At 54.0% G+C, this 24,494-nt stretch carries 21 protein-coding genes; 17 read left to right on the top strand and 4 right to left on the bottom strand.

From position 1 onward, the window contains the following. Window positions 1-179: 179 nt before the first annotated feature. Entirely contained in the window at window positions 180-554 is a 375-nt protein-coding gene (locus tag ACFSW5_RS02510) for a hypothetical protein (protein ID WP_379269397.1), read from the top strand. A gap of 102 nt (window positions 555-656) precedes the next feature. Here the strand turns inward: ACFSW5_RS02510 and ACFSW5_RS02505 are convergent, their stop codons facing one another. Beyond that, entirely contained in the window at window positions 657-1,949 is a 1,293-nt protein-coding gene (locus ACFSW5_RS02505; protein WP_379269395.1) for an ammonium transporter, read from the bottom strand. A gap of 295 nt (window positions 1,950-2,244) precedes the next feature. Between ACFSW5_RS02505 and liaF the strand changes: the two genes are divergently transcribed. The 10 genes from liaF to glnA all read left to right on the top strand — a co-directional run bounded on the left by liaF (window position 2,245) and on the right by glnA (window position 14,219). Further along, a complete protein-coding gene (gene liaF, locus ACFSW5_RS02500) occupies window positions 2,245-3,306 on the top strand; it encodes a cell wall-active antibiotics response protein LiaF (RefSeq protein ID WP_379269392.1) in 1,062 nt (353 codons plus the stop codon). A gap of 7 nt (window positions 3,307-3,313) precedes the next feature. After that, entirely contained in the window at window positions 3,314-4,354 is a 1,041-nt protein-coding gene (locus ACFSW5_RS02495; protein WP_379269390.1) for a sensor histidine kinase, read from the top strand. Beyond that, the gene (locus ACFSW5_RS02490; protein ID WP_379269387.1) at window positions 4,344-5,009 is read left to right on the top strand and encodes a response regulator; all 666 of its coding nucleotides are present in this window, start codon (window positions 4,344-4,346) and stop codon (window positions 5,007-5,009) included. Before ACFSW5_RS02495 ends, ACFSW5_RS02490 begins: the two co-directional genes overlap by 11 nt. A gap of 66 nt (window positions 5,010-5,075) precedes the next feature. After that, window positions 5,076-5,486, top strand: coding sequence for a YugN family protein (locus ACFSW5_RS02485; RefSeq protein WP_379269385.1), 411 nt, complete (start codon window positions 5,076-5,078; stop codon window positions 5,484-5,486). 522 nt (window positions 5,487-6,008) lie between these two features. Then, on the top strand, window positions 6,009-7,640 hold the full coding sequence (locus tag ACFSW5_RS02480) for a S1C family serine protease (RefSeq protein WP_379269383.1): 1,632 nt from the start codon (window positions 6,009-6,011) through the stop codon (window positions 7,638-7,640). Window positions 7,641-7,725: 85 nt separating this feature from the next. After that, a complete protein-coding gene (locus tag ACFSW5_RS02475; protein ID WP_379269829.1) occupies window positions 7,726-8,400 on the top strand; it encodes a response regulator transcription factor in 675 nt (224 codons plus the stop codon). 6 nt (window positions 8,401-8,406) lie between these two features. Further along, window positions 8,407-9,924, top strand: a complete 1,518-nt coding sequence (locus ACFSW5_RS02470; RefSeq protein WP_379269380.1) for a sensor histidine kinase — start codon at window positions 8,407-8,409, stop codon at window positions 9,922-9,924. Between the two features lie 18 nt (window positions 9,925-9,942). Next, window positions 9,943-10,905, top strand: coding sequence for a 4-hydroxy-3-methylbut-2-enyl diphosphate reductase (locus ACFSW5_RS02465; RefSeq protein WP_379269378.1), 963 nt, complete (start codon window positions 9,943-9,945; stop codon window positions 10,903-10,905). Window positions 10,906-11,487: 582 nt separating this feature from the next. Then, the gene (aroF, locus tag ACFSW5_RS02460; RefSeq protein WP_379269375.1) at window positions 11,488-12,549 is read left to right on the top strand and encodes a 3-deoxy-7-phosphoheptulonate synthase; all 1,062 of its coding nucleotides are present in this window, start codon (window positions 11,488-11,490) and stop codon (window positions 12,547-12,549) included. 245 nt (window positions 12,550-12,794) lie between these two features. Continuing rightward, entirely contained in the window at window positions 12,795-14,219 is a 1,425-nt protein-coding gene (gene glnA / locus ACFSW5_RS02455) for a type I glutamate--ammonia ligase (protein WP_379269373.1), read from the top strand. Window positions 14,220-14,561: 342 nt separating this feature from the next. Here the strand turns inward: glnA and thpR are convergent, their stop codons facing one another. Continuing rightward, complete coding sequence (gene thpR / locus ACFSW5_RS02450) at window positions 14,562-15,146, bottom strand: RNA 2',3'-cyclic phosphodiesterase (protein WP_379269370.1); 585 nt, start codon at window positions 15,144-15,146, stop codon at window positions 14,562-14,564. Between the two features lie 136 nt (window positions 15,147-15,282). Between thpR and serC the strand changes: the two genes are divergently transcribed. Further along, window positions 15,283-16,368 carry a 3-phosphoserine/phosphohydroxythreonine transaminase gene (gene serC, locus ACFSW5_RS02445; protein ID WP_379269367.1) on the top strand — a complete coding sequence of 362 codons (1,086 nt, stop codon included), beginning with the start codon at window positions 15,283-15,285 and terminating at the stop codon, window positions 16,366-16,368. Window positions 16,369-16,568: 200 nt separating this feature from the next. On the opposite strand, the gene ACFSW5_RS02440 is transcribed toward serC, so the two are convergent. Continuing rightward, window positions 16,569-17,291: a response regulator transcription factor gene (locus ACFSW5_RS02440; RefSeq protein WP_379269365.1), complete on the bottom strand. Its 723-nt coding sequence runs from the start codon at window positions 17,289-17,291 to the stop codon at window positions 16,569-16,571. A 198-nt stretch (window positions 17,292-17,489) separates the two neighbouring features. Between ACFSW5_RS02440 and trmL the strand changes: the two genes are divergently transcribed. Both trmL and ACFSW5_RS02430 read left to right on the top strand, forming a co-directional pair. Continuing rightward, window positions 17,490-17,954, top strand: coding sequence for a tRNA (uridine(34)/cytosine(34)/5-carboxymethylaminomethyluridine(34)-2'-O)-methyltransferase TrmL (gene trmL, locus ACFSW5_RS02435; RefSeq protein WP_379269361.1), 465 nt, complete (start codon window positions 17,490-17,492; stop codon window positions 17,952-17,954). A gap of 127 nt (window positions 17,955-18,081) precedes the next feature. Beyond that, on the top strand, window positions 18,082-18,327 hold the full coding sequence (locus ACFSW5_RS02430) for an AbrB/MazE/SpoVT family DNA-binding domain-containing protein (protein ID WP_379269358.1): 246 nt from the start codon (window positions 18,082-18,084) through the stop codon (window positions 18,325-18,327). Between the two features lie 350 nt (window positions 18,328-18,677). Here the strand turns inward: ACFSW5_RS02430 and ACFSW5_RS02425 are convergent, their stop codons facing one another. Further along, window positions 18,678-19,385 (bottom strand): DUF2161 domain-containing phosphodiesterase, encoded by a 708-nt coding sequence (locus ACFSW5_RS02425; RefSeq protein WP_379269355.1) that lies wholly within the window; start codon window positions 19,383-19,385, stop codon window positions 18,678-18,680. A 241-nt stretch (window positions 19,386-19,626) separates the two neighbouring features. Here ACFSW5_RS02425 and ACFSW5_RS02420 point away from each other — a divergent pair, with 241 nt between their 5' ends. The 3 genes from ACFSW5_RS02420 to ACFSW5_RS02410 all read left to right on the top strand — a co-directional run bounded on the left by ACFSW5_RS02420 (window position 19,627) and on the right by ACFSW5_RS02410 (window position 24,491). Next, window positions 19,627-21,522 carry a PrkA family serine protein kinase gene (locus tag ACFSW5_RS02420; protein WP_379269353.1) on the top strand — a complete coding sequence of 632 codons (1,896 nt, stop codon included), beginning with the start codon at window positions 19,627-19,629 and terminating at the stop codon, window positions 21,520-21,522. A 295-nt stretch (window positions 21,523-21,817) separates the two neighbouring features. Then, entirely contained in the window at window positions 21,818-22,819 is a 1,002-nt protein-coding gene (locus ACFSW5_RS02415; RefSeq protein WP_379269351.1) for a protoglobin domain-containing protein, read from the top strand. A 211-nt stretch (window positions 22,820-23,030) separates the two neighbouring features. Continuing rightward, window positions 23,031-24,491, top strand: coding sequence for a circularly permuted type 2 ATP-grasp protein (locus ACFSW5_RS02410; RefSeq protein ID WP_379269348.1), 1,461 nt, complete (start codon window positions 23,031-23,033; stop codon window positions 24,489-24,491). Window positions 24,492-24,494: the final 3 nt, after the last annotated feature.

Genomic DNA, 24,494 nt, shown 5'->3' with positions numbered 1-24,494 from the left:
ATTCCGGCGGAAAGGAGCCTGATGAGGGGCTCCTTTCTTTGCGTATGAAGCCGTATGGAGGCGGCTTGGTTGATGCCGCTTACATCTTTTTAGCCAAAAAAACAGTTTTCAAATCGCCTATTTCTATTGTATGATTGCTTATGTAATCATTAATCACATATTGAGATAGGTGATTTGACATGAACGAACCTTTAGCATCCGGATACAACGCTTCGAACCGACGAATCGCAGCCGAGGTGCTGCCTTTTATCGATGCTTATATTTCCAAGAAAGAGCAAGAAATCGCAGAGATCGAGCAAATGGTGGAACGTTACGAAAAACGCCGCCTGGCCGAGGATCGGGCTTATCAGTCCATGTCCACGCTCAGACGTTTCTTATCCGGCAAGAAGCCGGACCATCATTTGGCCGTAGAGTATATTCATTTTGTGAAGAAGCCGATGGAGAAGGTCCGGGAATTGCGGATGGAGCTGGAGAACGCCCGTGCCATTCAGCTTGGTTCCGCTCCAGGAGATATGGTGAGTTTGCCTGACGATCTGGCTCGCCATCTGGAATAAAATGAAGGCTTTCGTGTCGCCCCCCCCCCCAAAAAACACAAGCCGCCCCGGCGATCGGGGCGGCTTGTGTTCGTTTGCCGCCAAGTTGAACGTTCCGAGCGGCTAGTTACCTTTCAACTGATCCAAATCGATAAAGCCGTGCTCTCTGCTGTATGCGGGAACGCCGTGAATGCCGACGTCCAGCCCGACAAGCTCCTCGTCCTTCGAAACGCGGGCGGGGACGACGCGGTTAATGAGCCAAAGGGCAGCCCACGACATGAGAAACCCCCAGGCGGCGACGACGGCAAGGCCAAGCGCCTGCACGCCAAGCAGGCTCCAGCCTCCGCCGTAGAGCAATCCGTAATAGCCGCGGCCGACGCCGGAAGCGAGCTCCGGTAACGCAAACAAGCCTACGGCAAGCGTGCCGATGCTGCCGCTTACGCCGTGCACGGCAAAGGCGCCGACAGGGTCGTCGATTTGCCGGCGTTCCAGCCATTCGGTCACGAGCACCATCGCAACGCCCGACACGGCGCCAATCAGAATGGCGGCTCCGTCGGATACGAAGGCGCATCCGGCCGTAATGCCGACGAGTCCTGCAAGCGAGCCGTTAATGACCATTGGCGGATCGGCTTTTTTGTAGCGGAACATGGTGAACAGAATGCATGCGGCTCCGCCGGCCGCTGCGGAGAGCATCGTTGTGACGGCGATATGGCCGATCGACTCGTTCGTTGCGCTTAACGTGCTTCCCGCGTTGAAGCCAAACCAGCCGAACCATAATATGAAGGCGCCGACCGAAGCGAGCGGCAGATTGGAAGGCGGCACGATGTTCGCTTTGCCGTCCTTGCCGAATTTGCCGATTCGCGGCCCGATGAATAAGGCGGCGGCCAGCGCGGCGAACCCGCCCAGCGCATGAATGACGGCGGAGCCGGCGAAATCGATCATGCCAAGCTTGCCGATCCAGCCGCCTGCGGCCCATACCCAATGGCCGGCGAGCGGATAGATCAAGCCGGTCATCGCGATCGTAAGCAAAATATACGCGCGGAAGTGGATCCTTTCGGCGACCGCGCCGGAGACGATGGAGATAACGGCGATAACGAACGCGCATTGGAACAGCCAATACGTTTCATGGCTAATGTTCAAGCTGATATGGGACAAGTCCCCTCTCAGCATAAAGCCGTTTGTGCCGATCAAGCCCGCGGCGTCCGCACCGTACATCAGGGCGAAACCGAACGCATAAAAGACCAGCGCGCCAAACACGATGTCTACAAATACTTTCATAATGATGCTGACCGCGTTTTTTTGTCTGACGAATCCCGCTTCGAGCAGGGCGAAGCCGCCCTCCATCAGCAAAATCATCGCAGCCGTCAGGACGACCCAGACGGTGTCCAGCCCTTTCGAAAGCTCTATTAGTTCCACGATGATGACAACTCCCATTCGACGAATTCGTTCATCATTATAAGTAGGGTTGGCAGCAAAGTCAACGTTTTACCTCCTATAACTTGACATGATACGTAAGGTTTTAATGATTTCTTTTGCGGTTTTGGTAAAGACTGTCGTTCCCTCCGTCCCTGGACCGAGAGCGATTTCAATCGGGGGTCCCCTTACGGAAATAGACAGCCTTGGCTATACTGGAATTAAACCGGAACAACGTATAAACCGTTGCGTCGGAACGTCTGACCGAAAGAATTTACGTTACGGGAGTTGAAGTCATGTGAAAGGCCGGTTTTCGTTTAACCGAATCATGATAGGCTTGATCGTCATTGCGATCGGCGTTTTGTTCTTGCTCAGGCAAACCGGATATGTTCAGTTTGAGCTTGGAGATTTAAATTTGGCTTATATTATCTCCACGTTCTGGCCGGTTATTTTAATATTGATCGGATTGACGGGGCTTTTTAACGGATTGTTTTCCAGGGAAGGCTCGGCTTTCGGCAGTATCTTCCTTATATTGCTCGGCGTCGTGTTTCTGGGGCATAACCTGAGCTGGTTCGCTTGGTCGCTCGGCGAAATTTTCATGAATTTGTGGCCTGTCGCGATTATTTTGATCGGGATCAAAATGCTGTGGAAGCCGCGGCCCAGCCGCAGGGAAACACGGCCGGACGACGAGGAATGGCGGCCTTACGGACGTTTCGGCGACCGCTTCGACGACGATTACGACGTGCCTCCGGCTCCGCCGCTTCACCCCGACCCGACGAGGCCGAAGGATGAGACAAGCGGCGCGCGGGATGAGGAGCCTTTTGCGGGAGGACGAACCGAAGAATATGCGCATGAAGACGAGACGTACGATTGGAAGCAGCGGAAGAAGCAGTTCAAGCATCAGGTCAAGCAGATGAAGCATGAATTCAAGCATCACCATAAGCATGCATATAAGGAAGAGTATTGGAGCTACGATCCCGGGACCCTGAACAAATCCGGGTTTATCGGGGACATTCATATCGGGGATGGCTACTGGGAGCTGAAGCCGCTCAATATTTCGCATTTTATCGGAGATACGACGCTGGACTTGACCAAAGCGCAAATCAACCCCGGCGAAACAAAAATTAACATTTCTACGTTTATAGGTGATGTGAAGGTTTATATTCCGAACGATCCGGATGTCGGCGTGCAGGTCGTTTCCAGCGCTTTTGCGGGCGACGTGAAGATTTTCGGCCAGAAGGAAGGCGGGCTTTTCCATTCGGTCAACATTCACTCTCCCCGGTATCAGGACACGGACAAAAAAATCAAGCTCGTCGTCAGCACTTTCCTGGGCGATGTGCGCGTAACGAAGGTAGGGTAACGAAAGCATGATGGTCCGATTGCTTCGCAGCGGCAAGTGGGAAATCATATGGAAATTCGCGCTTTCGTCGATGCTCTCCGCATTGATCGGGGCTGCCGTCTGGTCGTTTCTCGTAAGCGAAGGCAGAGCGGCGCAAGCGATATGGGCCGCCGGCGGAGCGGTGCTTCTTGTGAGCACGGCTTGCGGCTACTGGTTCAGCCAGACCGTCTACCGGAGAATCGATGCGTTTCAGTTGGCGTTTAAACAATTGGCCAACGGCAATTACGAGTTTCGGCTGCCCGAGACGGGGGAGCTTGCGGCGGCAGGCGCAAACCGGGAATTTAACGAGCTGGCAAGCGTGCTGGAAGAGCGGATGAAGTGGCTGCAAAAAACGGGCGAGGAGCAAATTATGCTCGAGGCGGCCTCCAACGAGGCGGCCGTGCTGGAAGAGCGGAAGCGCCTCGCCAGGGATTTGCACGATACCGTCAGCCAGCAGCTGTTCGCGATTCATATGTCCGCAAGCTCACTGCCCAAGCTGCTTCAAATCAACGAAGAGAAAGCCGGGGAAGTGCTGCAGCAGCTTATTCACATGTCGACGCTGGCCCAGAAGCAAATGCGCGGCTTTATCGCCCAGCTCCGGCCGATGGAGCTGGAGAACCGGACGATCAGGGAAGCGCTGGACAGATGGTTCCCGGATTATTGCAGGCAGAACGGCATTCAAGGCGAGCTGGATTGGCGCATCGAGGAGCGGCTTTCCGAAGCGAAGGAGCATCAGCTGTTTCTGATCGTTCAGGAGGCGATGGCGAACGTCGTCAAGCATGCCGGCGCCGACCGCTGCAGCCTGACGTTTGCCGAAAGCGAGCGGCAAATCGTCATGACGGTGCAGGACAACGGCTTGGGCTTCCGGCCGGATGAGGTGAAGCGCGCCTCGTACGGGCTGTCGACGATGCAGGAGCGGGCGCAGAAGCTTGGCGGCACGGCCGAAATTATTAGCAAACCGGGAAGCGGAACGAAAGTAAAGGTAACGATTCCGAAAATATGGAAAGGAAGCTTATCCCATGAACGCTAAAGCCGGAACGTACAAAATCATGATTGCGGACGACCATGATATGGTTCGTACGGGACTACGCACTTATTTGATGCTGGAGCCCAGTTTCGAGATCGTGGCCGAAGCGGCCAACGGGCAGGATGCCCTCAAGCAGCTGGAAGCGGCTTCCGAAGAGGAGCGTCCCGATCTGATTCTGATGGACATGATGATGCCCGTCATGGACGGAATCGAAGCTACGCGCGAGATCGCGGCCCGTTATCCATCGATTAAAGTGGTGATGCTGACAAGCTTTCTGGAGGACGACAAAGTATTCGAGGCGATTCAAGCGGGGGCCGTCAGCTATGTGCTGAAGACCGTTTCCGCGGAGGAACTCATTTATGCGCTGAACGGCGCTTTTAAAGGGATGCCGGTCATGACGGCGGACGTATCGCAGGCGTTGACGAGAGGCTTGCGCCAGCATGCCGCTCAAGGCGCGGACGAAGGATTGACCGAGCGGGAGAAGGAAGTTCTTTTGCTTATCGCGGAGGGGCGGACGAATAAAGATATCGGCGAAGAGCTGCATATCAGCATCAAGACGGTCAAGACGCATGTCAGCAACCTGCTCATGAAATGCGGCCTGGAAGACCGGACGCAGCTGGCCGTATACGCCCACCGCAAAGGCTGGGTCAAAAACTAATAACGGCTGCGGCAATCGGACATACTTTACCTATTATTCGGTTAATAAGGTAAAGGAGCGATTCGATTGGTCCCGATATCGTCGGCTATAGAAGGAAGCGTCCGTGAATTTGCGGAGGCTAAGGAGCGGCTGCACAATTATCGTTTTTCGCTGGGGGGCGGCTGGGAATATAACGAGGGCACCTTCGACCGCGAGTTGGACGACAACCATAAAGTATGGCTGCGCATTCCTTTTGCCGTCGTCCGCGGCAATATCGATCCGGAAGGCGACAGCAACGCGACGATCCGGTTCGGGCAGCCTTTTGTGCTGAAGCATTTGTATAATGAAGGAAACGATCCGGAAGGCTCGGTCCGATTGTTCGGAGCGATGTTCGACCAATTTCAGGCCCCGGTCAATCCCGACGCCAAGGTGGAGCAGGCATGGCTCGATAAAGCGCGGAGCGTTTTATCCGAGGTCGAAGCCGCTTTTTCCCGATAAAGGCTCAAATCCAACCTCTAGCGCGGTCATTCGTCCATGAATTGCCTCGATGGAGGTTTTTTTACCGCATAAGAATGTGAAAGTTCCCAAGGTGATTCAGGAACTCAAATTCTTATTGGCATAAAAACCAACCTCTAAGCGCGGCTGCTCGTCCCCGAATTGCCTCGGTAGAGGTTTTTTTACCGCATCGGAAAGTCGTTTTTACAGCGGCAGCGTAAAACCGTTCCGATCGGCATAAAAACCTACCTCTAAGCGCGGCTGCTCGTCCCCGAATTGCCTCGATGGAGGTTTTTTTACCGCATCGGAAGGATTCGTTTTTACGGCGGCAGCGTGAAAACGTTCCGATCGGCATAAAAACCAACCTCTAAGCGCGGCTGCTCGTCCCCGAATTGCCTCGGTAGAGGTTTTTTTATTTTGGTTTAAATTCCTTTTAAGTTTGTTTTAAGGTAGAATGTGCATGATAGAACTACAAAGAAACCTGAATCCAACAGCTCAAAGTCAGTGAATGCGGAGGGGTTAAAGATGAGCGATTCCAGAAATAACGACTACGATGAATTTTTCAAAAATCAAGCTGGCAGCGAAGAGGCGCATGACGACGGCGGCAGCGGCGAGACGCAAACGGGCTCCGATTCGCAAAGCAAGCCTTCCTATTATTATTCTTACGGTCCTTTCAAATCGGGGTCGAACGGCTTAACGGGCAACGACGGCCGTTATTCGTCCGTCCGTTCGGAGGGCGGCCCTTCCGGCAGTCCCGCAGGCGGCGAACCGCAACCGGCGGCGCAATCGCAAGGAATCGGCAATGACGATGCCGTCTATGCCGGCGAAGAAAGGCAGGCAGCTTCGTCCGCTCCGGTTCAGCTGAGAAGCATCACGCCGAATCCGAACTACAACCGGGGCGGCTGGCAGGTGCGGGAGCCGAAACGCAAGTCTTCGTTCCGTTCGATTTTTGCGTCGTTCCTGGCCGGTGTCGTCTTGGTCGGCGCGCTTATGTGGGCTTCCGATTTCTATAACTGGTTCGGCGGAGCGAACACGGCATTGTCGGGCGCTTCGACTTCCGCAAACAGCGAGAAAGCGACCGGAACAAGCAGCACGAATGCGTCGGCCGTCGCCGCGCGGCCGGATAATCTGGCGCAGCTGTTCGAAACGGCATCGCCGGCGGTCGTCAAAATTACGACTTACGTCAATGCTTCGAATCGGCAAGGCAGCAGCCTGCTGGACGATCCGTTTTTCCGCCAGTTTTTCGGCGTGCCGGATTCCTCGCAGGAGCAGGAGAAAGGCGGCGACAGCCAGCTTCAAGAAAGCGGCGTCGGAACCGGATTTTTCTTTGAGTCGTCGGGTTATATTTTGACGAATCAGCACGTGGTGGGCGATTCCGACAAAATCGAGGTAACGGTTCAAGGCTACGACGAGCCGTTTACCGCCGAGCTTCTCGGTTCGGACTTCGATCTCGACCTCGCCGTGCTTAAAATTACCGGAGACAAAGCGTTTCCGACTCTGCCGCTCGGCAGCTCGGACGACATCAATATTGGCGACTGGGTAGTCGCCATCGGCAATCCGTACGGCTTCGACCATACGATTACGGCCGGCGTGCTCAGCGCCAAAGAGCGCCCGATTACGATCCAGGATACGGACGGCACGCGGAATTACAAGCATTTGCTGCAAACCGACGCGTCCATCAATCCGGGCAACTCCGGCGGTCCGCTGCTGAACACCGAAGGCGAGGTTATCGGCATCAACACCGCCGTCAGCACGGAAGCGCAAGGCATCGGCTTTGCGATTCCGACAAGCACGATTACGGAAGTGCTGGAAGACTTGAAGAACGGCAAGGAAGTGGAGAAAGAGCCGGTGCCGTTTATCGGCGCTACGCTCGGGGACGTGACGGAGGAGATTGCGAAGCAGCTTGGCATGGATAAGGCGGAAGGCTCGATCGTAACCGCCATTACGTTCAACTCGCCGGCATATAAAGCCGATCTTCGCCAATACGACGTCATTCTCGGCATTGACGGCAAAACATTTGACTCGACCTCGGATCTGATCACGGAAATTCAGAAGCATAAAGTAGGCGACACCATTACGCTGAACATTTTGCGGAACGGCAACAAGACGGATTTGAAGGTTGAAATCGGAGACAAAAACAAGTTTAATGTAGAGTGATCGGTAGCGAACCGGCAGCGCAGAGCGCACAGCTCTGCGCTGTTTGTCGATATAAAGGAGGAAACTGGCGTTGAGACCTCATGTGATGGTCGTGGACGACGACGAAAAAATCATTTCCTTATTAAGAAGGAGCTTGGCGTTCGAAGGGTATGAAGTCACGACGGCGGCGAACGGGCTGGAAGGGCTGAAGACGCTGATGACCCATGATCCCGACTTGCTTGTGCTCGACGTGATGATGCCTCAGGTGGACGGCTGGGAAGTGTGCCGCCGCGTCCGCGAAAGCGGAAGCACGGTGCCGATTCTGATGTTGACGGCGAAGGACGACGTGGTCGACCGGGTAAAGGGGCTTGATCTGGGCGCGGACGATTATTTGGTGAAGCCGTTTGCGCTGGAGGAGCTGCTCGCCCGGGTCCGGGCGCTGCTTCGGAGAAAGGCGGAGAAGCCGGAGGAATCGACGAGCCGGATCGTTTTCGAGGATTTGATTCTCGATCAGGATTCGCGCGAAGCGATCCGCGACGGCAGACGAATCGATCTGACCGCCAAGGAATACGATTTGCTGCTTTTATTTATGCAAAATCCGCGCCGCGTATTGACCCGAGATTCCATTATGGAAAAAATATGGGGCTACGATTTCAGCGGCGAATCCAACGTGCTTGAGGTTTATATCGCGATGCTCCGCCAGAAGCTGGAGGATGGCGGCGGCAGCCGGCTCATCCAGACGGTGCGGGGCACCGGCTACGTGCTTCGCGGAGAGGGCTGATCTTTCATGACCATTCGGCTTCGGCTTACGTTATGGTATTCAAGCTTGCTGGCGGCAACGCTCTTTATTTTTTCCGTGTCCATCTATGTGCTGGTGAACTGGAATACGTACTTTGAACTGAAAGGCGAATTAAAGAAGCAGGCCGAGTCGATACAGGTAGGGCTGCAATCTAACCCGTTTTTGTCCGTGCCGCAGTTGACGTTATCCGGTCAGCTTGGCAGGGATATGTATTTGCAATTGGTCTATTTTGAGTCAAATGATGTGTATACTTCCGACAATATGCAGGCTTACAAAATGGTTTTTCCATATTCGAAAGATTCTAAAAATTTGGAGGAGGGCTTTCAAAAAGTAAAAGCGAAAGTCGGAAACCAATATCTCGATTTTTTTGTTTACCAGGTGCCTCTTTATAAAAGCGACGGGACGCTGGCGGTGCTTAAGCAGGTCGGGGCCTATTCGGGGCCGGAAGAAAATATGCTGGCCAACTTGCGAACCATTTTGACCCTTTCGTCTATGATCGTGTTAATTATCGCTTTTACGTTCGGCTTGTTCCTCGCCCGGAAGGCGCTGCAGCCGATCGACCGGGTGACGAAAGCGACCGAACGCATCCAGGGCGGCTCGGACCTTAGCGTCCGCATTCCGCTCGAAGGTTCGGAGCGGGACGAAGTCGGCAGGCTTGTGCATACGCTCAACTTCATGCTCGCTCGGCTGGAGCACGCTTACAACAATTTGGACGAGTCGTACAAAATGCAGCGCCGGTTCGTATCCGACGCCTCGCACGAGCTGCGTACGCCGCTGACGACGATCCGGGGCAATATCGAGCTGCTGGAGAAGATGTGGAAGCAGTCCGGTTCCGGCCGGTTGGCCGAATTAAAGCATTCGCAGCTTGCTCTCGACCAAACGCAGCTTGAACTGTCGCTGGAAGCGATGCAGGACATTAGCGCCGAAGCAAGGCGGATGTCCACGCTCGTCAACGATCTGCTTTCGCTTGCGCGGGCCGACGCGGGCTACCAGATGGAGATGGACAACGTCGAAATTTACCCGCTGCTGGAGGAAGTGGCCCGAAGAGCGCAATTGCTTCCGCGCAATGCCGAGTGGATCGTCGGCGACTTGAGCCCGCTCGAGGGCGTCGTGGTGCGGGGCAATCACGATTATTTGCTGCAGCTCGTTTTCATATTTATCGAGAATGCTTTCAAATATACCCCCGAAGGACATGTGGAGCTTAGCGCGACAACGAAAGAAGGCCACGCCGGAATCGTCGTCAAGGATACGGGCATCGGGATGGATCCGGAAGAAGTGCCGCATATTTTCGACCGGTTCTACCGTGCGGACGAATCGCGCGGCAAAACGGTCGGTACCGGCCTCGGCCTGTCGATCGCCAAGTGGATTCTCGACGAGCATAACGCCTCCGTTGAAGTGGAGACCCGCGCAGGAGCGGGATCGACGTTTACGATCTGGCTGCCGGTCGCCTTTTCGGATGGTCCGCAATCGTCTATAATAGAAAGAACCGACCGTCCAAACGGATAGAAAGCAGGTGTAGCAAAGGTGGAAATCGTTAAAATATCGCCGCGCGGCTATTGCTACGGCGTTGTCGACGCCATGGTCATGGCGCTTGAAACGGCCAAAAACTTGGAGCTGCCGCGCCCGATCCATATATTAGGCATGATCGTTCATAATGCGCACGTCACGGAAGCCTTCGAACGGGAAGGCGTTATTACGCTCGACGGTCCTAACCGTCTGGAGCTGCTGGACCGGATTGATAAAGGAACCGTTATTTTTACCGCGCACGGCGTTTCGCCGGAGGTTCGGAAGAAGGCCCGGGACAAAGGGTTGACGGTCGTTGACGCGACTTGCCCGGACGTAACGAAGACGCATGATCTTATCCGCGAAAAAACAGCCGAAGGATACGAAATTATTTACATCGGCAAGAAAGGGCATCCGGAGCCGGAAGGCGCGATGGGCATCGCTCCGGAGCATGTCCATCTGATCGAGCGCGAGGAAGAAATCGAAGCTCTCGAGCTGGACAGCGACCGGATCATCATCACGAACCAGACGACGATGTCCCAATGGGATATTCGCCATCTTATTTCGCTGCTGCTCGAGAAGTTTCCGCATGCGGAAGTTCACAACGAAATTTGCCTGGCGACGCAAGTGCGCCAGGAAGCGGTGGCGAGCCAGGCCGGCGAAGCGCAGCTGTGCATCGTCGTAGGCGACCCGCGCAGCAATAACTCCAACCGGCTTGCGCAAGTATCCGAGCAGATTGCCGGAGTCAAAGCGTACCGCGTGGCGGACGTAACGGAGATTAAGCAAGAGTGGCTGAAAGGCGTCGACAGGGTTGCCGTCACGTCCGGCGCCTCGACTCCGACGCCGATTACGAAGGAAGTCATCGCCTATTTGGAGCAATACGACCATAATAATCCGGCTACATGGGAAATCAAACGCACCGTTAACTTCAACAAGCTGCTGCCGGCCGTTAAAACGAAAAACGCGGCTTCTTCATCGTCGTAACCGAGACCTCCTGTCATCGACCGTTCGGTCCGGTTGTTCCGACTGAAGCGGCGGGGTAATCCGGGCCGAAAACGTTAACCGGTATTTACGATGGAACCGCAGCGGACCTGAGAAAGGCGTCCTCGATTGAGGGGCGCCTTTTTTTGCACCGCGAGATGCCTTCATCTATACAGTCGGGCGGTAAATCATAACTGTCGCTTTCCCGTTCTGACTATCCTCTCTCGCTATTATTTCCTTGACTGCACGCAGCTCGCTCCCCGCAGTTACAGCCAATCGGATCGCCACAAACCTTGCAGCCGATAAACGGTTGCACAGTTCGTTTCCGTTTCGCCGCATATAACGTAATACTAAGTTCTTTTTGGCTCGGCGCCATTTATCGCAGCCGGAGTTCATTTAGCTATCGTCTCTTGCCGCCGGGTAAGCGAGGAAGCGAACATTTCGGAGAACAATGGAGGTGTAATCAGCTGCCATCATTTTTCTTATTGACTAATGGCTGAAAGTCGGTTATATTTTCTTTAGTGGATAAAAGCATAAAAGCTTAAAAGCGTATAAGCGTTGAAGTGACAAAAAGGAGAGATCGCGATGATCGTTATCACGAAACCGGATATTTCGGAAGAAAGAATTGCGGAAATCGTTCAATATATTGAGAAAAACGGCGTACAGCCGCATGTGTCGAGAGGGACGGACCGTACCGTAATCGGCATTATCGGCAAAGCCGAACCGACGCTGAGGGAGCATCTGCGTCAAATGAAAGGCGTGGAAGAAGTCATTAAAGTATCGAAATCGTATAAGCTGGCGAGCCGCGATTTCCATCCCGACGATACGATCATCGACATTAAAGGCGTGAAGATCGGCGGCAGCAATCTTGTCGTAATGGGTGGACCGTGCGCGGTCGAATCGCCGGAGCAGATCGACGAGATCGCCCGCCTCGTCAAAGCGGCCGGCGGCCAGGTGCTGCGCGGCGGAGCGTTTAAGCCTCGCACGGGGCCGTACAGCTTCCAGGGCATCGGCGTGGAAGGCCTGGAGATGATGGCCGAAGCGGGCCGAAAGCACGGCCTTCTTACGATCACCGAGGTCATGACGCCGGAATATGTGGACATATGCGCGCAATACGCGGATATTTTGCAGGTCGGCACGCGCAACATGCAGAACTTCGATCTTTTGCGCAAGCTTGGCACGATTCAAACTCCGGTGCTCCTCAAAAGAGGCTTCAGCGCCACTTACGACGAGTTTCTGAACGCGGCGGAGTACATTCTTGCCGGCGGCAACCCGAATGTCATGCTCTGCGAGCGCGGAATCCGAACGTTCGAAAGTTACACCCGCAATACGCTCGATCTGGCCGCTATTCCGGCATTGCAGCAGCTTAGCCATTTGCCGGTAATCTCCGACCCGAGCCACGGCACGGGCCGCCGCGAGCTGGTGGAGCCGATGGCTAAAGCTTCGGTAGCCGCAGGCGCCAACGGACTGATTATCGAAATGCATACCGATCCGGACAATTCGATGACCGGAGACGGCGTACAATCGCTGTTCCCCGACCAATTCGCCAACCTGTTGAAGGATTTGGAAAAGCTGGCTCCGATCGTAGGAAAGCAATTTTCGACGGCGAAGGAACCCGCGGAAGCGTTTGCGACTTGGAAAGCTTAAACCGGTCTGAAGGACCGCAACCCCTTGCGCAGCAGGGAGTTGCGGTCTTTTTGACGTTTGCTGCCGGTCGGCCGAACCGGCATGCAAAAACTTGTAAGTATAGCTTACACGCCGATAAAAAATACCTGACATAGCTATTGACGGCGTAAAGTTCGTAGTTTTATAATAGCCTCAATGGTTTGAACAAAAATTGAACAATTCACGTTCGAAACTAAGCAAATGTTCGGAAATGGAGGAACTATCTGATGTCAGTTCAAAGCGTTTTGGACACAATTAAAGAAAACAGCATTCAGTTTGTAGATTTCCGCTTCGTGGACCTTTCCGGCCGCGCTCACCACATTACGCTTCCCGCTACGGAAGTGGATGCGGAAACGTTCGTTAACGGCGTAGCATTCGACGGTTCTTCGATCCCGGGCTTCCGCGGCATCGAGCAATCCGACATGGTTATGATGCCGGATACGGAATCGGTATACGTGGATCCTTTCACGGACCATCCGACCCTGAACGTAATGTGCAACATCTACACGCCGGACGGCGAGCGTTATGACCGCGACCCTCGCAGCATCGCTCAAAAGGCGGAAGAATACCTGCAAACGACTGGTATCGGTACTGCAGCGTTTTTTGCTCCTGAATCCGAATTCTTTATTTTCGACGACGTTCGTTACGAAAGCTCGATGAACACGTCCTTCTATACGGTTGATTCCGAAGAAGCTGCCTGGAACACGGCCCGCAAAGAAGAAGGCGGCAACCTCGGCTTCAAAGTTGGCGTTAAAGGCGGTTACGTTCCGGTAGCTCCGGTAGACGCTCAACAAGATATCCGCAGCGAAATGGTTCGCCTGATGCAAGAAGCCGGCCTTCGCGTAGAGCGCCATCACCATGAAGTTGCAACGGCCGGTCAAGCCGAAATCAACTTCCGCTTTGACACGCTGACGAAAACAGCAGATAACCTTCTGAAATATAAATATATCGTTCACAACGTTGCCCGCCAGTACGGCAAAGTGGCGACCTTCATGCCTAAACCGCTGTTCGGCGACAACGGAAGCGGCATGCACGTTCACCAATCGATCTTCAACGGCGATTCGCCGCTGTTCTATGAAAAAGGCGCATACGCAAACCTGAGCGAAATGGCCATGCACTACATTGGCGGCATTCTGCATCACGCTCCGGCACTGATCGCGTTGACGAACCCAAGCACGAACTCGTTCAAACGCCTTGTTCCTGGCTACGAAGCGCCGGTTAACCTTGTATTCTCGAAAGGCAACCGTTCCGCTGCCATCCGTATCCCGGTTGCAGCCGTTACGCCTAAAGGCTGCCGCATCGAGTTCCGTACGCCGGACTCCACGGCTAACCCTTACCTTGCTTTCGCAGCGATGCTGCTGGCAGGTCTGGACGGCATCAAGCGCAAAATCGACCCAACCGCTCTTGGTTACGGTCCATACGACAAAAACATTTACGAGCTTTCCGACGAAGAGAAGAAAGAAATCCGCAGCGTGCCTGGCACTCTGAACGAAGCGCTTGACGCTCTCGAAGCGGATTCCGCATTCTTGACGGAAGGCGGCGTATTCTCGCAAGACTTCATCGACAACTATGTCGCGTTCAAACGCCAAGAAGCGAAATCGGTTGATATCCGTGTACATCCGCACGAGTTCAGCCTGTACTTCGATTGCTAATCAGCACTCATACGTACAAATGATAATGTTACCAAGCGGGTTCCCAATCGGGAGCCCGTTTTTTCATGATAAGCGCGAGTCCTAAAGCTCCCAACCCTCTAAATCAAAGGGCTCCCAACCCCCTAAATCCCCCTTGTCGTAAGGGGGACCCCAAGGGGCTTTGCCCCTCTGGACACCCCAAAAGGGGAACGACACCTTCACCAGAGACGCCAGTCCATCCACTTCGTGCTATGAGCGCTTGTGTCCCTGCGGGACACGCTTCCAGTCCGTTTATATCATGATTTGGTGGTTGGAGGTCCTTGGAGAGGATTGGCGAAAATTGGGATCCCTACAGGACCCGCCTTAGGCCTGGGGAAACATGACCCGCGCAACCTCCTCGTACATAGGCTTGCGGCCCATATGGGTACGATAGGCTACGATACCGTCGACGTTCCATGAGACGGCGTTCGTCTTGAGCTTGTCGTTGAAACCGGACAATAGGCCGTCTTGGAAAGGAGCTGCACCCGTATATTTGCGAGCTAACGTGACATGCGGCCCGTACGGGCGCTTCTCCGGCGTAAAGCCAAGCTTGTCCGCCAGCGTATTTCCAAGCGCCTCGTGAAGCCTCGGAAGCTCTTCGGGAAGCGACGACAAACCAAGCCATAGGACCGATGGCCGATCGGGCTTCCCGAACGTTCCGAGACCGTTAATCTCCAGCTGAAACGGGTTAGGTTGTTCGGAGCATGCCTCTCGCAGCGCTTCTTCGACAAGGGGGAGAGAGGAGACGGGAACGTCTCCGATAAAATGCAGCGTCAAATGCCAGTCTTCGGGGTATACCCACCGATCGAAAGATAAATTAATTTGCCATTCGGGGACAAGGGCGGAAATGGAGCGCCGAGCGTCTTCAGATAAAGCGATTGCAGTGAAAATCCGAATATTTTCGTACAAAATGCTAACCTCCGTTCGACTTTTATTCGTTTTTTATACGAGTTGGTATTGAACGTATGCTCTAAAATTGCTATTATAGCCATATCATATTTTCATGCTATGGCGCTATTCGAATACGATAAAGGTGGTAACGGAAATGAAACGAGCTTATAACTTTAACGCCGGTCCGGCTGCTCTTCCGCTTGAGGTTCTTCAGCAAGCGCAGGAACAATTTGTCGAATACGAGGGCGCAGGCATGTCCATCATGGAAATGTCGCACCGCAGCGGGCTGTTCGAGCAAGTCAACAACGAAGCCCAAGCGCTTATGCGCGAACTGCTGAGCATTCCCGACAACTACCGGGTGCTGTTCCTGCAGGGCGGGGCAAGCCAGCAATTTGCGATGATTCCGATGAACCTGATTCAGGAAGGCCGTCCGGCCGCATACGTCCATACGGGCAACTGGGCGGGCAAAGCGATCAAGGAAGCGAAGCTTATCGGCGAGACGGTTATCGCCGCGTCGACGGAATCCGACGATTTCAAGCGCATGCCAAGCCTGTCGGAAATCGACGTTCCGGAGCAAGCGTCCTACCTGCACCTTACGTCCAACGAGACGATCGGCGGAACGCAATTTGCCGCATTTCCGGACACCGGCAACGTGCCGCTCGTAGCGGACATGTCGAGCGATATTTTAAGCCGTCCGATCGACGTTAGCAAATTCGGACTCATTTATGCGGGTGCGCAAAAAAACCTGGGCCCTTCCGGCGTAACGGTCGTCATCATTCGCGACGATCTCGTGGAAAGAAGCCCGAAATCGATCCCGGCCATTTTCCGTTACGAAACGCACGCCAAAAACAATTCGCTTTATAATACGCCTCCGTCCTTCTCCGTATACATGGTGGGACTGGTGCTGAAATGGATCAAGTCCAAAGGCGGCGTAGCCCAAATCGACCAATACAACCGCGATAAGACGAAGCTCATTTACGACGCCATCGACCAAAGCGGAGGCTTCTATCGCGGCGTTGCGCAGCCGGACAGCCGCTCGGCGATGAACATTACGTTCCGCATTCATTCCGAGGAGCTGGAGAAGCTGTTCGTCAAGGAATCGGAGCAGCAAGGGTTCTCGGGCTTGAAGGGCCATCGCGACGTCGGCGGCCTGCGGGCTTCCACCTACAACGCCGTGCCGCTTGAAAGCTGCAAGGCGCTTGTAGAATTTATGGCGGACTTCCAGAAGCGCCACGGCTAAACGTCATTCCCGCGCAAGCACAAACGGCTTCGCCGTCCTTGTCAAAGGAAGAACCGTTTCGGCGAGACGAGAAATACAGGGCGATTATCAGGAAATCATTTATAAATCCTTATATTAAAAACCGCCTGTCTTCCTTTTCGCAAAAAGGAAGACCAGGCGGTTTTTTTTCGAAACTGGTGTAACGATCGCCGGCAAGGCGGTTACGCCTGCGCCATCGACGAGTCGGGCATCGCGGGGATGTTGAGCTTGTACCCGACGTTGCGAACGGTCGTAATATATTCCGGCATGCGCGTGTTTTTTTCGATTTTGTCGCGGAGATGGCTAATATGCACGTCCACGATGCGCGTATCGCCGAGAAAGTGGTAATCCCAAACGCCGTGAAGCAGCTGTTGGCGGCTCAGCACTTTGCCCCGGTGAACGCACAGGAACAAGAGCAGCTCGAATTCTTTCGGCGTCAGCTCGATCGGCTTGCCGTTTACGAGCACTTCCCGCTGCTCGGCTTTCACCGTAAGCTTGCCGATCTCGTATACGGCATTTTCGCTTGTACCGGGCAGCGCCTGGACGCGGCGGAAAATGGCCTGAATGCGGGAGATCAGCTCCTGCGGGCTAAACGGCTTCGTCATATAGTCGTCGGCGCCGTTGTCCAGGCCGGCGATTTTGTCGCTGACATCTTGCAGCGCGGTAAGCATAACGATCGGAACGGCATTGTTTTGCCTGCGGAGCTCCCTGCATACTTCGATGCCGTCCATCTTGGGCAGCATCAGATCAAGCACGATCAAATCGGGACGAAACGGCTTCAGCCATTCGAAGACGGCTTCTCCGTCGTGAACGCAGCGGACTTCGTAGCCTGCAAGCTTTAAATTAAATTCGATAAGGGTGGAGATGGAGGGCTCGTCGTCAACGACCAATATTTTCTTCTTCATCTCATGGTCTCCTTTGTTCTAAAGTCCACTCTTATACTGGTTGGTTCGATGATAGCACCATTGTAGAAGTCCAAATTCATGCGAAGATTAAGATAACGTTAAGCGTGTGTAAAAAGTGGCATTGAAACGAAAAACGGACTTAATTCGTATACATAGCAGGTTTCGTGTATAATAGTTCGTTAGAGGTGATAGGAGGGAATGGCGTTTCATATCGTATTGGTTGAGCCGGAAATTCCGGCTAACACAGGCAATATTGCACGAACCTGCGCAGCGACAGGCACGCATCTGCATCTGGTCCGGCCGCTGGGCTTCAATACCGACGACAAGACGTTGAAGCGGGCGGGACTGGATTATTGGTATGCGGTACATATCGAGTATCACGATTCGTTCCAGGAAGTGCTGGATGCGAATCCCGAGGGCCGTTTTTTTTACACGAGCACCCGCGCATCCAAAGTTTACTCGGATTTGCAATATCGGGACGGAGATTTCTTTGTATTCGGCAAGGAGACGAAAGGGCTGCCGGCTGAGCTGCTGGAAGCCAATCCGGAGACAAGCATCCGGATGCCGATGACCGACAAAGTCCGATCGCTGAATCTTTCCAATTCCGCAGCTATTATATTGTTTGAAGCGCTGAGGCAAAACGGCTTTCCCGGCATGAGTTAAAAATACGCAAAGGCAAGTTTTTTTGGCTTTAAGGGAAGGAAAAAGGGAAACGGCAATCGAAAAGGTTAAATGCAAAGGTTTCACTGGAGCCGGCTTGCAAATCTAGACATAAAAAGAGGTGGAAAAGATGAAACCAGCAGGAGTAGTGAGAAAAGTAGACCAACTGGGAAGGATTGTGCTTCCGAAATCGTTGCGCAAACGTTATCAGATGAACGAAGGCGATCCGGTGGAAATTTTAGTGCAAGGCGACCATATCATTTTGGAGCGTTACCGCCCAAGATGCGTATTTTGCAGTTCGATGGACGAAGTATCCGAATTCAAGGAGCGCCACTTGTGCGCGCAATGTTTAAGCGAGATGGCTTATCTGAAATAGTTTTCGTATACTAACCTTCGAATACGATGCGGCCTTTATACGCCGCTTCAATAACTAAGAAGCCTCCAGACGCGCCCAGCGTCCGGAGGCTTCTTTGTATCGCACGTTCAAGCGCCTTGACGGGAGAAGGCTTGTCCTTCGGGGTTGCGCCCGGAGCGGCGCTTCTCCTTGTCTTGGCTTAAAGCCCTTTTGTTTTGTCGTCGTTGTAAGAGGAAGTACAAATTGCGGTCAAAATCAACACAAACACCGTCATCACGATAATAAAGTTGATGCTCATCGCGTTAGACACCTCCATTGAACTGCCTATATTATACCCAACGTTCCGCCAAAAGAAAACGATGGAAATGAAATTACGGAATCCGCTTGCCGATCACGTCGGCGTATTCCGCCAAAGCCGCCGTCCCTTCCGGCGTCAACCCGTACTTGCCCCGTTCGATCCGCTCGAACCAGCCGTAATAGTTGTGCCGCAGCAATTCTGCGCAGCGCGGATTGCCGGTCAACGCCTTCGCGCGGCTCGGCGACAACGGACCGGCCTCATGCATCGCATGCGCCAGCTTGAGCGCTTTCTCCCGGTAAGCCGTGACAAGCTTGCGCCCCGTGCTGCCGCCGACATTGTAATCGCCGGACCGCTCCCGGAACTCCTGCAGCAGCTTGGATTGCCGTTTCGGCCTTGCGCGCCTGACCGGTTCGTCTCCGGGCTCGCACAGCACTTCGATGACGGCCGGTTTTGTCTTGAAGAAGGTGACGGTCATGAGGCCAATGCCAAGCATGCGGCACAGCTCGGCGATATCGCCGAACCGCTGGTTGTGGGCCCCGCTTTTTTTGCGGTTCCGCTCGACGGCAAGCATGACGCGGTCATTGATGCGGAGCCGTTCGATGCCTTGCAGCAGCAAAGCCAGATTGAACGTTTTTTTCATCTCCACGATAACCGTTTCGCTTCCGTCCGGTGTCATGGCGACCAAATCGCAATGAAGCACCTCGCTTTTGACGATATACCCTTGTTGTTCATAGAACGCCTTAATCGGCAAGTATAGCTCCTCTTCCTTGCGTACAGCCACTTCGGGCCCTCCTTCCGGGCGTAAACATTCTATTATTATAGCAAATCGGATAGGTTCGCTCACCAGTCTCGCATTGTCGCATCATGGCGAATCGAGGACAAAAATAATGGTCAATTTCCGACCTGTCTACGCATAGTTATGTAATACTTCACTTGATGTTGGAGAGTCCACTCGTAAAGATCGATAGATCGTTATCCCGGGCGGAGAAATGACGGCGGAATGCGATGGGAGGAGGCGCTTCATGGACATTTTTAAACGGATTGCGGAATATCAGACAGAGAACGAGAAGCTGGCATGGACCGGCACGTTCAAAGAATATGTTGACCTGTTGAAGAAAGATCCGTCCCCGGCCATGACAGCTCATGCGCGTGTGTATGAAATGATTGAATCGTACGGTATCGAAGAAGCCGGAGGACGTAAAAAGTACAAATTTTTCGAGCAGGAAATTTACGGCCTCGACCGGGCGATCGAAAAGCTGGTGGAGGAATATTTCCATTCCTCAGCCAGAAGGCTGGACGTCCGGAAGCGGATACTGCTGCTCATGGGGCCTGTCAGCGGCGGCAAATCGACGATTGTGACGATGCTGAAGAAAGGGCTCGAGAAGTTCTCGAAGACGCAGCGCGGCGCGGTTTACGCGATTAAAGGCTGCCCGATGCACGAGGAGCCGCTTCATCTTATACCGCATGAGCTGCGTTCCGAAGTCGAAGCCGAGCTTGGCGTCCGGATCGAAGGAAGCTTGTGCCCGAGCTGCCAGATGCGCTTAAAGACCGAATACGGCGGCGATATTCAGAACGTATTGGTCGAACGCGTTCTTATCTCGGAAGAAAACCGCGTCGGCATCGGCACGTTCAGCCCCTCGGACCCAAAATCGCAAGATATTGCGGACTTGACCGGCAGCATCGACTTCTCGACGATTACGGAATACGGCTCGGAGTCCGATCCGCGCGCTTACCGGTTCGACGGGGAATTAAACAAGGCGAACCGCGGCCTGATGGAATTTCAGGAAATGCTGAAATGCGACGAGAAGTTTTTGTGGAACCTGCTTTCCTTAACGCAGGAGGGCAATTTCAAGGCGGGCCGATTTGCGCTCATCAGCGCGGATGAGCTTATTATCGCCCACACGAACGAATCGGAATACAAATCGTTTATAAGCAACAAGAAAAACGAAGCGCTGCAGTCCCGGATGATCGTCATGCCGATTCCGTATAACCTGAAGGTTTCGGAGGAGGAGAAAATATATACGAAGCTGATCGGCCAAAGCGACATGAGGCATATCCACATCGCTCCGCACGCGCTCCGGTCCGCCGCCATCTTCTCGATTCTTACCCGTCTGAAGGAGACGAAGAAGCAAGGGATGGATCTGGTCAAAAAAATGCGCATGTACGACGGCGAGGAAGTGGAGGGCTTCAAGGACGCCGACCTGAAGGAAATGCAAAACGAATATATCGAGGAAGGGATGACCGGAATCGATCCCCGGTATGTCATCAACCGCATTTCGAGCGCGCTTATCAAGCAGGATACGTCGTGCATCAACGCGCTTGACGTGCTGCGCGCCTTAAAGGACGGCCTCGACCAGCACCCGTCGATTACGAAGGATGAGCGCGAGCGGTATTTGAACTTTATTTCCGTCGCCCGGAAAGAATACGACAGCTTGGCGAAGAAGGAAGTGCAGAAGGCGTTCGTCTATTCGTTCGAGGAGTCGGCGAGGACGCTCTTCGAAAATTACTTGGACAATATCGAAGCCTACTGCAACTGGACGAAAATCAAAGATCCGCTTACCGGCGAAGAGCTGGATCCGGACGAAAGGCTTATGCGTTCCATCGAAGAGCAAATCGGCGTATCGGAAAACGCGAAAAAAGCGTTCCGCGAAGAAATATTGATCCGGATCTCGTCTTATTCCCGCAAAGGCAAAAAGTTCGATTTTACGAGCCACGAGCGTCTGCGGGAGGCGGTAGAGAAAAAGCTGTTCGCCGATTTGAAAGATATCGTCAAAATTACGACTTCGACCAAAACGCCGGACGAAAGCCAGCTGAAGCGGATGAACGAGGTGACGAAACGGCTGATCGACGAACACGGCTATTGCCCGATCTGCGCCAACGAATTGCTTCGGTACGTCGGCAGCTTGCTGAACCGTTAATTTTAATCTCTTAACCCTTATCGGGGATTTCGCGAAGACGCGAGGGCGACGCGGTTTGCGGAGCGAGCTCGCTTCGCAAGCGAGCGGCAAGCTTATTTGCCGCTTGAAAACTCCGACTCGCTTTAATGCGTTAGCGAGTGCAATCTAATATTTGCGGCGAAGTTTGACGGCAGGGAGGTGGGCCCCCTTGCCGTCTTTGCATCTTTTTATCGGTTATCTATAGGTTCTTGGTCCTATTTCCGATATAATGATAAGAACGAGTTAACAATTTGTAAAAGCCAAAGGGGAAAAAGAGATGATTACTGTCAGCGGCGAACGATTGAAGCAGCTTCAATACACCGGAATTACGGAACAGGATCTTCAGCTGCTTGCGCAATGCAGGCCGGTATTCGAGCAAGTGGTCGAAGAGGTGGTTGGCCGTTTCTACGAAAACGTCGGCGCCCAGCCGGAGCTGATGGAGCTGATCGACAGGTTCAGCAATATCGAGCGGCTGAAGGAAACGCAGCGCGCCTACTGGCTGTCGCTGGCCGACGGGGTGATTGACGACGCGTTTATCGACAACCGGATTCGGATCGGCTCCATCCATTCGCGCATCGGCTTGTCCACTTCATGGTATCTCGGCACTTATATGACGTACCTGGACATCGCGTGCGAAGTGCTGGAGCGGGCGATTCCGGATAAGTGGACGAAGGTTGTCCATGCGCTGAGCAAAATGTTTAATCTCGATTCGCAATTCGTGCTCGAAGCGTATAACCGATGCGAGCAGAAGCAAATCCGCGATCTGGCCGAATCGAAAACGTCCATGCTGAAGACGGTCACGGAGGCGGTCGAGCAATTGGCGGGTTTGATCGTGGAGATGGACGAGGGGGCGCAAATGATCGCCGCGACGGCCCAATCGACGTCCGATTCCCAAGAGATGACGAACGGCTTGCTCGGCGAGCTGCGCCAAGAGATCGACGGCATAACCGAGATGGGATCGCTTATTCGGGAAATTTCGGAGCAGACGCATCTGCTTGGCCTTAACGCCGCGATCGAAGCGGCACGGGCGGGAGAGGAAGGAAGAGGGTTCCAGGTGGTGGCGAACGAGGTCCGCAAGCTGGCCGCATCCTCCAAGTCGGCGCAGGAGAGCATTCAGGCGAAGCTGGAGGAAATCGAGAAGAAACTGCTCGCCGTTAGGCGGGAATCCGACCAGACATCCGTCGAGGCGCGCAACCAGGCGGCAAAATCGAGGGAGCTGGCAACGTTCGTGTCCATGGTGGACAAGGTGACGAAAGAGCTGCAGCAGCTGAACAAATAAGGGCCATGGCGGCGCGGAAAGATCGGAGCTTCTCTGCAAAAGGGAAGCTCTTTTTTGTGTCAATTAAATTGACATAAAATTCAGAATTTAGTATGATGAACCTAAATAAACGTACATTTCTGCAGTATCGCGTCATAAATGTTAACATTTTGTTGCCGGTACTAACCGTCAACCCCGTCACGGCGATGATTACCCGGAGGAGGCGGCATCGATGTCTTACGCCAAACCGTCGCAATTGCATTGTTACGATTCTCGTTCTTTCTACGACGAAATGTTCGATCAAGACGGATCGGTTCGTCCGCATTACGATTCCGTGCACCGGCTGTTCAATCGAATGATGCCTTCCGAACTGGCTTTGCGCCGGAACGCGCTTAACCGGCGAATGATGGAGGAAGGCATCACGTTTACGCTCTACAGCCCGAACCAAAGCGACCCGCTCGAGCGGACGATCCCGTTCGACTACATTCCCCGCATCATCCCGAAGCAGGAATGGGAAACCGTCGAGCGCGGCATCCGTCAACGGATTCAAGCGCTTAACGCCTTCATTCGCGACATTTACCACAGCGGGCGCATCGTAGCGGACGGCATTATTCCCCGCAGCATGATCGTATCCAACGTTTATTTCCGGCCGGAGATGGCCGGGCTCGACATTCCGCTCGGGACGTACATTACGGCGTCCGGCATCGATTTGATCCGCGACGAGAAAGGCCGGTATTTCGTTCTGGAAGACAATTTGCGGTCGCCTTCCGGCTTCTCCTACCTGTTTAAAGGCCGCACGATCATGAGCGAAATTTTCCACGAGCTGTTCCTTTCCACATCCGTCCAAAGCATCGACAGAAGCTTGAATTGCTTCCTTAGCTCGCTCCGCGCCCTGGCACCAAACGGAAACCGCGATCCCCTTGTCGTGCTGTTGACGCCCGGCGCCTATAACTCCGCTTATTACGAGCATACGTTTCTCGCGCAGCAGCTGGGCGTCCATCTGGTCGAGGGGCGCGATCTCGTGTACAAAGACCATAAAATTTATTTGCGCGATCTGAGGGGCTTAAGGCAAGTGGACGTCATTTACCGCCGCATCGACGACGATTATCTCGATCCGCTGTCGTTTCACCCGGAATCGCTGCTGGGCGTTCCGGGCTTGATGAACGCTTACCGGGCCGGCAACGTCGCCATCGCCAATGCGCCGGGAACGGGAGTGGCGGACGACAAAGCCGTCTATGCTTACGTCCCGGACATGATCCGTTATTATTTGGGCGAGGAGCCGCTTTTGGACAACGTGCCGACGTACCTTTTATCCCGCAAGGAAGACCGCGAGTACGCGCTCGGTCATTTGGAGCAGCTCGTCGTGAAGGAAACGTCGTTGTCCGGGGGCTACGGGATGCTGATCGGGCCGTCCGCGACGGCGAAGGAGATCGGCATGTTCGCGGAAGCGATCCGCAAGGAGCCGGGCCGCTATATCGCCCAGAAGACGATGATGCTGTCGCGGGCGCCCGTCATGGCGGACGGACGTATGCAGCCGCGTCATATCGATTTGCGGGCGTTCGCCTTGATGGCCGGCGGCGATATTCATGTCATACCCGGCGGCTTAACGAGAGTCGCGATGAAGGAAGGGTCGCTCGTCGTCAATTCCTCGCAAGGCGGAGGGGTTAAGGATACTTGGGTGCTGAATCGTTAAGAA

This window comes from Paenibacillus thailandensis, assembly GCF_042685365.1.
In the GTDB taxonomy this organism is placed as follows: Bacteria; Bacillota; Bacilli; order Paenibacillales; family Paenibacillaceae; genus Paenibacillus_AP; species Paenibacillus_AP thailandensis.
This window is presented reverse-complemented; position numbering and strand designations above follow the sequence as displayed.

Bases quoted from the DNA above. Each gene is read 5' to 3' on its own strand.
- ACFSW5_RS02510 (WP_379269397.1), top strand. From the start codon at position 180: ATGAACGAACCTTTAGCATCCGGATACAACGCTTCGAACCGACGAATC.
- ACFSW5_RS02495 (WP_379269390.1), top strand. From the start codon at position 3,314: ATGATGGTCCGATTGCTTCGCAGCGGCAAGTGGGAAATCATATGGAAA.
- ACFSW5_RS02490 (WP_379269387.1), top strand. From the start codon at position 4,344: ATGAACGCTAAAGCCGGAACGTACAAAATCATGATTGCGGACGACCAT.
- ACFSW5_RS02480 (WP_379269383.1), top strand. From the start codon at position 6,009: ATGAGCGATTCCAGAAATAACGACTACGATGAATTTTTCAAAAATCAA.
- ACFSW5_RS02475 (WP_379269829.1), top strand. From the start codon at position 7,726: ATGGTCGTGGACGACGACGAAAAAATCATTTCCTTATTAAGAAGGAGC.
- ACFSW5_RS02470 (WP_379269380.1), top strand. From the start codon at position 8,407: ATGACCATTCGGCTTCGGCTTACGTTATGGTATTCAAGCTTGCTGGCG.
- aroF (WP_379269375.1), top strand. From the start codon at position 11,488: ATGATCGTTATCACGAAACCGGATATTTCGGAAGAAAGAATTGCGGAA.
- glnA (WP_379269373.1), top strand. From the start codon at position 12,795: ATGTCAGTTCAAAGCGTTTTGGACACAATTAAAGAAAACAGCATTCAG.
- serC (WP_379269367.1), top strand. From the start codon at position 15,283: ATGAAACGAGCTTATAACTTTAACGCCGGTCCGGCTGCTCTTCCGCTT.
- ACFSW5_RS02440 (WP_379269365.1), bottom strand. From the start codon at position 17,291: ATGAAGAAGAAAATATTGGTCGTTGACGACGAGCCCTCCATCTCCACC.
- trmL (WP_379269361.1), top strand. From the start codon at position 17,490: ATGGCGTTTCATATCGTATTGGTTGAGCCGGAAATTCCGGCTAACACA.
- ACFSW5_RS02430 (WP_379269358.1), top strand. From the start codon at position 18,082: ATGAAACCAGCAGGAGTAGTGAGAAAAGTAGACCAACTGGGAAGGATT.
- ACFSW5_RS02420 (WP_379269353.1), top strand. From the start codon at position 19,627: ATGGACATTTTTAAACGGATTGCGGAATATCAGACAGAGAACGAGAAG.
- ACFSW5_RS02415 (WP_379269351.1), top strand. From the start codon at position 21,818: ATGATTACTGTCAGCGGCGAACGATTGAAGCAGCTTCAATACACCGGA.
- ACFSW5_RS02410 (WP_379269348.1), top strand. From the start codon at position 23,031: ATGTCTTACGCCAAACCGTCGCAATTGCATTGTTACGATTCTCGTTCT.